We start from the raw sequence: 11,481 nt of genomic DNA on the forward strand, positions 1-11,481 counted from the left end.
AAGGCTGTGCCTTTTTTGCGTTACATTAGGAAGGTGACGCAATGGCAAAAGACGGTACAATTAAAATTAATACAGAATTAGACAGCACCAAAGCCCAATCCGCTATGGCGAAATTCTCCGGTTTTTCGAAGAGTGCACTTAAAGGCGTGGCGGTAGCTGCGGGAGCGGTTGGAACGGCGATGGGTGCTGTTGCAGGCTATGCTATAAAAGTCGGCAGCGATTTCGAAGCCGGCATGAGTAAAGTTTCCGCCATCTCAGGGGCAACAGGAGACAATTTAGATGCGCTGTCTGATAAAGCCAAGGAAATGGGCGCAAAGACAAAATTTAGTGCAACAGAGGCTGCCAGCGCGTTTGAATACATGGCAATGGCGGGCTGGAAGACAGAAGATATGCTGAACGGCATTGAAGGCGTTATGAACCTGGCAGCAGCATCAGGAGAAGACCTTGCCAGGGTATCTGATATAGTTACAGATGCAATCACTGCATTCGGGCTTTCTGCTTCCGATAGCGCACATTTCGCTGATGTTTTGGCTAAAGCGGCATCCTCATCTAATACAAACATTGGGATGATGGGGGCAACATTTAAGTATGCAGCGCCTATTTCCGGCGCATTGAAGTATTCCATAGAGGACACTGCGACAGCTATTGGATTGATGGCAAATGCAGGAATCAAAGGGGAACAGGCCGGAACATCTCTGAGAGCCATGTTGACCCGTTTAGTCGACCCACCAAAAGAAGCGGCAGGCGCTTTAGAGGCATTGGGGATAAGTGTAACCAATGCTGATGGAACCATGAAGCCTCTTATGGAGACCATCAAAGATTTGAGATCCGGTTTTGCAAACTTGGATGATAGCCAGAAAGCAAGCTATGCCTCATCTATTGCGGGCCAGGAGGCAATGTCGGGCCTGCTGGCAATCGTTGGTGCAAGTGATGCTGATTTTAACAGCCTTGTAGCATCAATCAATGACGCCGATGGCGCGGCTCAGAGTATGGCGGAGACCATGCAGGACAATCTACAGGGGAGCTTGACTATTCTTGGATCGTCTCTGGAGGGTTTCGGGATTAAAGTCTATGAGAAGATGCAGGGGCCACTGAAAGCTGCCGCAGATACGGGCATCGAATGCGTAGAAAGGCTTTCAAATGCATTTGATTCTGGCGGTTTGCATGGAGTGGTAGAAAAAGCCGGGGATATCTTTAATGAATTAGCAAATAAGATTGCGGATACAAGTGACGAGGCTGATGGGATCATAACACCTCTAAAGAATATGGCAAAATCGGTTTCGAGTATTGGAAAGACAGTAGGGCCACTTGCTATAAAGGCTATCAGTTCCCTTGCTAAAAATATGGATAAATTAATTCCACTTGCAATAGCAGGGTACACGGCATTTAAAGTATTGGGTACAGCAACTAAGGCTTCTACAACAGCGATGAAAGCAAGTGCGGCTGTTACTGCTATACTGACAGGAGAATCGACCGCTGCTGCAGCAGCAACAGGATTATTTACAAAAGCGCAGCTTGCACTTACCACTGCAATAAAAGCAAATCCAATAGGGTTGGCAGTTACTGCAATCGCAGCTCTTACAGCTGGAACAATTGCTTATATTGCTACGGCTGAGGACAATATTGAAAAAACATATGGACTAACTGACGCAGAAAAAGAAAATCTGACCGCGCTTCAGGAATGTACAGATAGCCTAAAGATGCAGAGAGAAGCGAGAGAGGAATCTATTGCTTCAATAGATAAGGAATACAGCGGCTATGAAAATCTTTTAGGTGAATTGCAGAGTATTACTGATGCAAACGGAAATGTAAAGGCGGGCTATGAAGAACGTGCAAAAGTAATTACAGGCATGCTTTCAGAAGCACTTGGAATTGAAATAGAACTACTTGACGGACAGATACAGAAATATGGTGAAGTAGTTAAAGCGATAGAAGAAGTAATCTTAAAGAAAGAGGCCGAAGCTGTATTAAGTTCCATGCAAGAAGATATGGCAAATGCCTACAAAAACACTGAAGATGCAATAAATAAGTATAAAGATGCAGCCTCATCTGCGGCAAAAAAGGATGAGCAAGTAAAAGAGCTTACAAAAGCTAAAAAGCAAGCGCAAGAGGACTATGATAAAGCATTGAAAGAAGGTTCTGAAACTGCGTTAGGGTACGGACATGCTTTAAATCAGGCGGAAAAGAAGCTAAAGGCAGCAAAAGATGCCCAGAAAGATGCCAACGAAGAAGTAAGAGATGCAAAGACTAAAATGGAAGAACTGTCTGCGGAAGTAGACAATTATCGCGCCTTACAAGAAGCTGTAGCTTCTGGAGATTCTGCCAAAATACAAGAAGCGTTGAATACTTTAGTATCCTCATACCGTTCCTATACAAGTGAGGCTTTATCAGCGTCAGAAGAAACAAGGAATGCACTTTATGAACAGGCGAATGGGTATGTTGAAAATCTTAGTTTAATTCAAGATGGAACAATAAAAGTAGCAGATGAAATATATGGACAGATGGCCGATGCAGCAGCAAAGACGATAGACAACTTTAATCAGCTCCCCGGAGGAATCGCAAAGGGTATACAGGATATAGGCCCGGAGGCTGGGGCGGCAATGCTGTCTGCACTAGCGCAGGCGGATCTGGATGGAAAATTAAACGATGAGGGAAAGGCGAGCTTGCAAGCTCTAGTGCAGGCATATGATACTCTTCCATCTGAAATGCAATCAAAATTCGAATCTGCTGTAGAAGGAGCTATGGAAGGGCTGGAGGGATTTGATAAAATCCAGGACAAAGCCGAAGAAGAGGGCACCTCTTTTCTCGAAGCTCTTAGGGCAGTTCTGGAAATAAATTCTCCCTCAAAAAAAGTCAGAGAGATATTCAAGGGCGTGTGGGAAGGTGCTTCAGAAGGACTAGATATAGGAAAAGAAGATCTTAATGCGAAGGGTACATCCGTAGCATCCTCATTTTTAGACACATTAAGAAGTTCGGGATTGTTTGAAGGTGCAAGAGAAATCGGCAGCAATATTATGAGCTTTTTTGGAATAGGAGTCTCTGGTCAACAAGAGAATTCTCGGCTTGCTGGAAAATCAAATGCGGATGCAGCAAACGCTGGCGCTGGTTCTGTTGATCCATCTCCCACAGGGGGATTATTTGGCAGCCTATTTGGCGGCGGTATCGGTGGAATGTTTGGTTTCTTGCTTGGTCAAGGAAAAGGTCTATCTGATAATGCAAATTCAGGTGCTGGATCAGTTAATCCAAGTCCTACAGGTGGAAAATTCGGATCACTATTTGCTTCCGGTGTTGGTAGTAAATCCGGCGAAGCAAATTCTAAAGGGCGGGAGCTGGCAGATAATGCAAAATCAGGAGCCGGAACGGCTGATGGTTATACCCCAGGGTCTGATTTTGGAGCTGGATTTGTCCAAGGTATAGGGGCATGGTTAGGAAGGGCGGCAAGTGCAGCGGCTGAATTGGCAATTAGCGCATATAACGCTCTTAAACATGCACTTGATGAACGTTCCCCCTCTCGTAAAACCAAAAAATCAGGAAAAAACTTTGATTTAGGGTTAGGAATTGGAATAGAAAAAAATAAAGATTATGCAATATCAGCCGCAAGTGATCTGGCAAAAAGTACTCTTGATGCACTGGACATGGATTCAGCTACATTAAAGCTCAAATTGGGTGATATTGATATCCCTGAAGCTATGGAAAGAATTAATGCTACGATGGATGTCCGCCAGAGTATGGCGGCAAATAGAGTGATTTCTATTGCTGAAGCAAAAGAAAGAAGCTATGTTGATGGATTGGCAAATGTATTAAATAAGCCATTAGAAATTGATTATAAAAGGCTTGGATATGAAATGTCAAAACGCCCTATATACATATCCGCAGAATTTGATAAACGAGAAGTCATAAAACTTATGGCACTTCCAATGGCGCAAGAACAGCAGAAAAATAGCAACCTTAAGACAATGTTGAATGGAGTGAGACCATGAGTCTATCTGTAAAATTTAACGGTATAGAATTGAATACTTATATAGATGTATTACAAGGCTTTACCGCATTCTCTGGCCCAAAGTGGGATCCAGAAACAACATCAGTAGGAAGAATAATGCGTGGGGAAGATTTTAAATATACTACCTACAAAACAAAAACAATTCCAATGCCTTTTACGATATCTGGAGATATAAAATCAAAGTACGATATGTTGCAACGCATTTTGAATGTAGATGAGCCAAAGGAATTGGTATTTGGTAATGCTACTGACCGGGTATTCTATGCAGTCCCAATGAATGATTTAGATTTTGATGATTGGGAATGTTTGGGAGAAGGGACAATAACATGGCTAATCCCAGACGGACTGGCCCATTCTGTGGTAGAAAAGACCTTCACTGCTGTTAAAAATAGTAGCGGTGTACTAGAGACTACGATAGTAAACAACGGCACAGAATCAGTCCCCATAGATTACACAATAACCCACAAATCTGAAAACGGATTTATAGGGATTGTAACCAAAGACGGAGTGATCCAGCTGGGGGACGCAGGGGAACAGGACGGGGAAACCCGGCAGAAGACACAGCAGCTCATAAATTACCGTACCCCAGAGGCATACAGTGCCATGACAGACGGTCAGGGGATACTTGGATTTAATTACATCAAAAACGGCACATTTAAAATTGTCGGACCTTACGAGGGGCATAAGTGGCTGGCCCTGGATAACATCGGGAGCGGAGCCGGTACATGGCATGGAGCGAGTAAGATGGTAACTATCCCGGCAGACTCCGGTGGCGTTGTGGGCGCGCAGAATTTTTATGTCCAGGCCAAGGTCTGGTTTGAGACGGGCACAATTGCTCAAACAGGGATGCTCATGCTGAGTATCGGTGATACAGCGGGGAACCATCTGGCAAGCATCAGGGTGGCGAAATACGAACTGGGTAAAAATCTTGCTTATGCTATGTTTGATGTCGAGGGAGTGGAAAAACAAAGGGTGAGTTTCATTCCGGATTATAAGGGATGTACGACTCACGACAAGGGGCATATATACATCAAAAAGTCAGGGCAGAAGTTCCAATTTTATTTTGGCGGCGGGGTATACACATTATACGGCAGTGCTGCATCTAAGACAAAACAGGCCAAGTACATAAGCATTTTTTCCGGTCAACATGGGACAATGAGCAAAAATGCTCTGGTGACAAGGATGTACTGGGATTATTTGTTTTTCCGCAAGGACAATGTAAATTATTGGTACGACATTCCAAACCGGTATCAATCTGGTGACGTGGTATACATTAACGGCAAGGACACCAAAGTCTATACCAACGGAGTAATAAGCCAGGAAGACGAGATCGTAGGTAGCAATTACCCAAAAGCCCCGCCGGGGGAAACTAAGGTGCAGTTCTTTTATTCGGACTTTGCCGATCCTGCACCAACTATTACAGCCAAGATAAGGGAGGCATATCTATAATGGATAATATAAGAATAGCAGTATTGAGCGCGTATGATGAGGTACGCGCTTTTTTAGACAATGAAGCTCCCGAGGCAATGCATTATTATGACGATGAGCTGCATGAGTATCTCAAGGGGGCAGCAAGCACATATACATTCAAGACCAATGCACAGCACCCGGAGTCGGTAAGCCTGGTGGAAGGCAATAAGCTGTCGTTTAAATGGAGAAAGAAGGATTATTATTTTAATATTGTGCGTGTTGTACGAGATGAATACGAGGTAGAAGTTGAAGCGTACAGCCTTAATTTGGAGCTGCTTAACGAACGTGTGGACGTTTATAAGGCTTCAAAGGCCATGAAATTTTCAGAGTATCTGAATGTATTCGACTTCGAAAAAGTTCTGACGCTCAATATCAATGAGGTGGCAGACAAGGCCATAACCAATGAATGGACTGGATCAGATACAGTGCTGGCCCGGATCTATTCGCTGGCAACTGTGTTTGATGCGGAGGTTGAATTTGTCCCGCAGCTTAATAATGACTATTCCCTGAAAAGAATAGTCTTGAATGTCTATAAGAAGCATTCCAGCACAGACCAGGGATTGGGACGATACCGACAAGACATAATCCTGCGGTATGGAAAAGAAGTGTCTGGGATCACCAAGACCAGTGATATTACAGAGCTATATACAGCAATCCGGCCTACTGGCAAGGATGGTCTTATGATAACAAACCTGGATAAGACCGAAAAGGATGCAAGCGGGAACATAGAGTACCAGTCACCGAAGGGTGACGGATGTATCCGTGCGGTACAGGCCCGCGACCGGTTTCCGAGCAACAATGTCGGGACAGATAGGTACAGCACAGTAGATTGGAGCTATGACACGGACAACGTCAATACTCTGTACGGCCAGGCCTTGGCGGAACTCAAAAAGAACTGCGTGCCACAGGTACAGTACGAGGTAGAGGGATATTTCGATACAGATATCGGGGACACAGTAACGATTATAGATGATGTATATAACCCGCCTCTGTACCTGCAAGCCAGAGTTACAGAGCAGTCTAGGAGTTTCACAGATCCTGCACAAAATAAGACCACATTCGATAATTTCAAGGAACTTCAAAGCCAGATCGACAAGGCGCTACTGAACGCCATGCAGAAGCTCATTGCAGAGAATAAGGTGTATACATGTTCAATCCTTACCGACAACGGGATCGTATTTAAAAACGGCGAAGGATCCACTACGTTGACCGCCTCTGTCATGGACACGGGAAAAGATATGACAGGCAGCCTCACAATACAATGGACGGTGGATGGAGAAAAATTGTCCACAGCAAAATCCATTACGGTTAATGCAGCGGATATATCTGGCAAAGCGGTATACCGCTATGAAGCCACGGACAAAGCCGGCATATTACGGGGATATGCCGAGGCGACTATAGCCAACGTGAATGACGGTGACCAGGGAAGGCCGGGGGAAGATGGAGCCACTGGGGCTGATGCATATACGCTGTATTTAAGTACCACAAGCCACGTATTTAATGCGGACTACGAAGGCAACCTTACAAAAAATATATCCGTATCCACTGTGGTTGTGGGATACAAAGGCACTAAGCAGATAACGCCTGTTATTGGAACATTGCCAACGGTTAGTGGTTTTGCATTTAGCTTAAGCGGATCCACAATCACCATAACCGGAAAAAAAGGCAAAGACATGCCGGACAACGGTGTGATAAATATACCTGTCACTCTGGATGGAATATCATGTACACTTACATTCACTTACGCAAAAGTTAAAGACGGATACCACGGGGAAGACGCAAAATTGTGTACGGTTACCGGAAATCAAATTATGAAATACGAATCTGGATCCACCACACCCGTACCAGCCGCGCTGGTAATAACTGCCGAATACCAGAATACAAATCATGGAAAATGGCAGTATCACAATGAATACGGTATATGGGCCGATTTCATTCCTTCTCAAACGAACGTAACAATCACGATAGATGAAGCATCTGTTGCATGGGTCGGGAACACTGCCGTGATCCGGGCCATAGATTCCGGGCAAGTAGCTATGGACACTATAACGCTTGCAAAATTACGGGATGGATCGGATGGCGAAAAGGGAGACCCAGGTGCTCCCGGAACCGGAATTACATCGGTAGATGTGGAATACTACTTATCAACAAGCCCAACGGAACAGATCGGAGGTAGCTGGCAGACCACAGCGCCGGATTGGGTGGATGGGAAATACATTTGGACAAAAACTATTACAAACCTAAGCAACGGATCCACTTCCGAAACCAACCCAGTATGTATCACTGGAAGCAAAGGTGGTACCGGAGAAGCTGGAACAGGAGTGGAGTCTATTACAGAAGAGTATTACCTGTCAACTTCAAAAACGGAACAGAATGGAGGAAATTGGGAACCAACGCCGCCGACATGGAGCAGCGGGAAGTATGTCTGGACACGGAGCAAAATTATATATAAAAACCCGACATCGATAGTGTATACAACCCCGTTATGCGATAGCTCATGGGAGGCCGTCAATGAAATGCAGATCAGTGGAAGAAATCTCGTCTTAGGTACATCTGTGCCACTTATAGCCGAAGAGACAGAAGATTTCACAGCCTTTAGTTATGTTAAGGCCTATCCTCTATCTCCGATTATTACTGACGACCCCAAAGCATTTTTGTTAAGTTTTAGAGATGGATCATCTTTAATTTTGTCATACGACATCAACATACCAAGAGCATACAAAAACGCAGATTATACGTTAAACCGAGTAGGAGCTTATTATCAGTTCACCTTAACGCACACTGATGGTACAGTAAAGTATTGGTATGGGTCTCACTCTGGGCCAAATACAGCCACAAATAAGCATACGTTTTTAGGTCTGAACTCATTGATTACTCTGACTGAAAATGAAGGCTCATATGTTGGCAAATATGCCTGTTATACAACGCCCATAAATTCATCAGTATTAGCTGATTTTTATGCTAATCCAGATGATTATACTGTTAGAGCGTATCCGTTTAACGTTGAAATACGAGGAGCGTATACAACCGGTGGCAGTATCTCTAACCTAATGCTAGAAAAGGGCAATGTTCCATTCGATTGGACGCCTGCACCGGAAGATATACAGCATCAAATTGACAGCGCAATCACAAATGTGGATGTTGAGTATTATCTATCCACAAGTGATACGTCACTGGCGGGAGGTAACTGGCAGACCACAGCTCCGACATGGGAAGACGGGAAATATATGTGGACGCGGACAAAGAAAACTTACGCCGATACCACTACGGTTACTACTGATCCGACATGCATCACGGGAGCAACGGGAAAAGGAATCAAATCTATTGTAGAGCAATATTATCAGTCTGACAGTGCCACTACACAGTCGGGAGGAGAATGGGTTAATACAGCTCCTGCATGGGAAGATGGAAAATACGTGTGGACTCGATCTATTATAACTTACACGGACGACACGAATATAACTACAAACCCTGTATGCGCAACTGGATCAAAAGGCGAAAAAGGTGATACTGGCCCACGAGGTCTCCAGGGATTACAAGGAGAGAAAGGAGATCAGGGCATCCAGGGGCCAAAGGGAGCGGATGGAAAAAGTAGCTATACGCATATCGCCTATGCAAACAGTGCTGATGGATCCACTGACTTCTCTGTATCTGATAGCAATAGAACTTATATAGGTATGTACGTAGACAACACGGTTACAGACAGTTCAGACCCTACAAAATATGCATGGAGCAAGATCAAAGGTGCGGACGGTGCACAAGGCACTCCTGGGAAGGCCGGAGTTGATGGGAAGACCCCATACTTACACATTGCCTATGCGAATAGCGCGAATGGATCAACCGGATTTTCTGTATCTGATAGTGCAAACAAATTGTATATTGGACAGTATACAGACTACACAGCTGCCGACAGCGCGGATCCTACTAAATATTCATGGACGAAGATCAAAGGCGAAACCGGCGCTACAGGCCCGCAGGGTCCGCAAGGAGTCCAGGGGCCAAAAGGAGCAGACGGCAAGACTTATTATACATGGTTAAAATATGCAGACACGCCTACTACAGGGATGAGTGATGATCCTGCCGGAAAGGCGTATATTGGACTTGCTTATAACAAAACAACAGCTACAGAGAGCAGCAATTACAGTGACTATACATGGTCGCTGATAAAGGGCGCAAAAGGCGATCAGGGAGTTGCCGGGCCGAAAGGGACAGACGGGAAAACGTATTATACCTGGATAAAATATGCAACAAGTGCATCTGGGGCGAATATGTCGGATGATCCCGCCGGTAAAACCTACATTGGATTGGCTTACAACAAAACTACGGCAACAGAAAGTACAACAGCCTCTGACTATACATGGTCGCTTATCAAGGGAGATAAGGGGGACACCGGTACTCCTGGAACCGGCTATACAGTATTATTAAGCAACGAGTCCTATTCATTTGCCGCTGGGGTATCTGCGGCGGTAGCCGGAAGCACATACACAAACGTAAATGCCTGGAAAAATACGACTCAGGTAGCGGCAACAATTACTAAGATCGGTAGCACAGCCGTGTCTGGGAATGCTACGGGGGTCGCTACTGGGATTACGGGCCTTACGGCGGATGTATCCGGAAACGGGACAACTGCGTGTAAGATAACATTCAAGGCCACGACTTCATTAACTACAAAAACCGGCAATGTGGCAATCGCCATTACGGTAGACGGAAAAAGTTTTACAAAAGATTTTTCCTTTTCCTTGGCGCTAAAGGGGGCTACAGGCGACAAAGGGGAGCAGGGCGAACCAACCGGTGTAATAGTGTCCGCTACAGAACCATCTAATAAATTTGACGGCATGCTCTGGAAGCACACAGGAACCGTCAGCGGACTTACGAAAGATGTCACATACCGTTGGACTGGAACAAAATGGGAAACATATCTCTTCGCCGCCACAAACATTAAGGCTGAGTCATTATCTGCATTAAGCGCAAATCTGGGGAAGATTACAGCCGGAGATATAAAAAATTCAAAAAATACGGTGGAGTTTAACGTGGCAGAAGGTTGGATAGAATCTAATACAGCGGAAGTTTCAATGATGTATGGAAATGGGAAAGTCGGATATCCAGCAGCATCTTTTTCAGAAGGGGGCGTATACGCTAGACTATACGCCGACAAAAATTTAGCTACAAAAATTAACGAAGTAGAAGTAAATGGAGCCGGAGTATTTGTAAATGGTATAGATATTGCTGGAAAAATTGATGAGCTAAATCGCAATTTAGAGGCAGTGGTAATGCCGTACACTCTAAAGCGCTGCACATATAGCAGCGGAAATGTCTACACGCAGGCAGGAAAACTTATAATTAACCTGACTGTACGGATTAACACTACTGTAAACAGCTATGATGCCATCGTGGAAGGGCTGCCTGCCATCAGGGCCAATATGGCTGTCCTAAACTTTTTTAATGCCACAAAGGGGACTCAAGTCACGTCAGCCATTTGCCAAAACGGAACAGTGCAGCTTATAGGCACAATGCCATCAGTTAATGACGCTATAGCCATAACCGGAGAATGCATGATTAGGCAATAGCAAAACTAACACCAAAATATACATATATGCCAGCGCTTACAGTGTATACACCATTTGCCCGAACCGACCCATCGGTCATTACCTTAAATCCCCTTCCGGCAACGGTCGTGGAAAAATAAATGGTTCCGGTGGGTTTCAATGGCGTTTGGAAAAGAATGGTATCATTATCATACGTTGCTGGATTTAGGTATAAAAATCCGTTTATCTTGCAGTCGTAGGCATTGGCTTTGACTATGATGGACTTGTTGCCTATGTTGGAATTGACGTTGGTCGCAGTATATGTTTTATATTCCATATTGCGATTTAGTAGAAAAAAGGAAGATGAATATGAGAACAAGAGACAGACCGGCGCCGGTCTTATTTTTGACAGAAAATACCAATAAGGAGAGTAAATCAATTGTATATTAATGCAGATACCATTATAACAACCGCCAGCGTGATAAC

4 protein-coding genes are annotated in these 11,481 nt (G+C 44.6%); 3 read left to right on the forward strand and 1 reads right to left on the reverse strand.

Going from position 1 to position 11,481, the window contains the following annotated elements:
- Window positions 1-41: 41 nt before the first annotated feature.
- Genes ARB69_RS22410 through ARB69_RS22420 form a run of 3 tightly spaced genes read left to right on the forward strand, consistent with a single transcriptional unit; the run spans window position 42 to window position 11,037 of the window.
- Complete coding sequence (locus ARB69_RS22410) at window positions 42-3,980, forward strand: phage tail tape measure protein (RefSeq protein WP_055155051.1); 3,939 nt, start codon at window positions 42-44, stop codon at window positions 3,978-3,980.
- Window positions 3,977-5,449 carry a distal tail protein Dit gene (locus tag ARB69_RS22415; protein WP_055155052.1) on the forward strand — a complete coding sequence of 491 codons (1,473 nt, stop codon included), beginning with the start codon at window positions 3,977-3,979 and terminating at the stop codon, window positions 5,447-5,449. The genes ARB69_RS22410 and ARB69_RS22415 overlap by 4 nt, the downstream gene beginning before the upstream one ends.
- A complete protein-coding gene (locus ARB69_RS22420) occupies window positions 5,449-11,037 on the forward strand; it encodes a phage tail spike protein (RefSeq protein WP_055155053.1) in 5,589 nt (1,862 codons plus the stop codon). The genes ARB69_RS22415 and ARB69_RS22420 overlap by 1 nt, the downstream gene beginning before the upstream one ends.
- Here ARB69_RS22420 and ARB69_RS27495 read toward each other — a convergent pair.
- The coding region (locus tag ARB69_RS27495; protein ID WP_207643122.1) for a hypothetical protein at window positions 11,027-11,481 on the reverse strand (455 nt) is incomplete at its 5' end. The genes ARB69_RS22420 and ARB69_RS27495 overlap by 11 nt on opposite strands.

Origin of the sequence: Faecalicatena contorta, assembly GCF_001404335.1 — a bacterium.
Lineage (GTDB): Bacteria > Bacillota > Clostridia > Lachnospirales > Lachnospiraceae > Faecalicatena > Faecalicatena contortus_B.

Excerpts from the sequence above, each read along its gene's own strand:
- ARB69_RS22415 (WP_055155052.1), top strand. The coding sequence starts at position 3,977 with ATGAGTCTATCTGTAAAATTTAACGGTATAGAATTGAATACTTATATA.
- ARB69_RS22420 (WP_055155053.1), top strand. The coding sequence starts at position 5,449 with ATGGATAATATAAGAATAGCAGTATTGAGCGCGTATGATGAGGTACGC.
- ARB69_RS22410 (WP_055155051.1), top strand. The coding sequence starts at position 42 with ATGGCAAAAGACGGTACAATTAAAATTAATACAGAATTAGACAGCACC.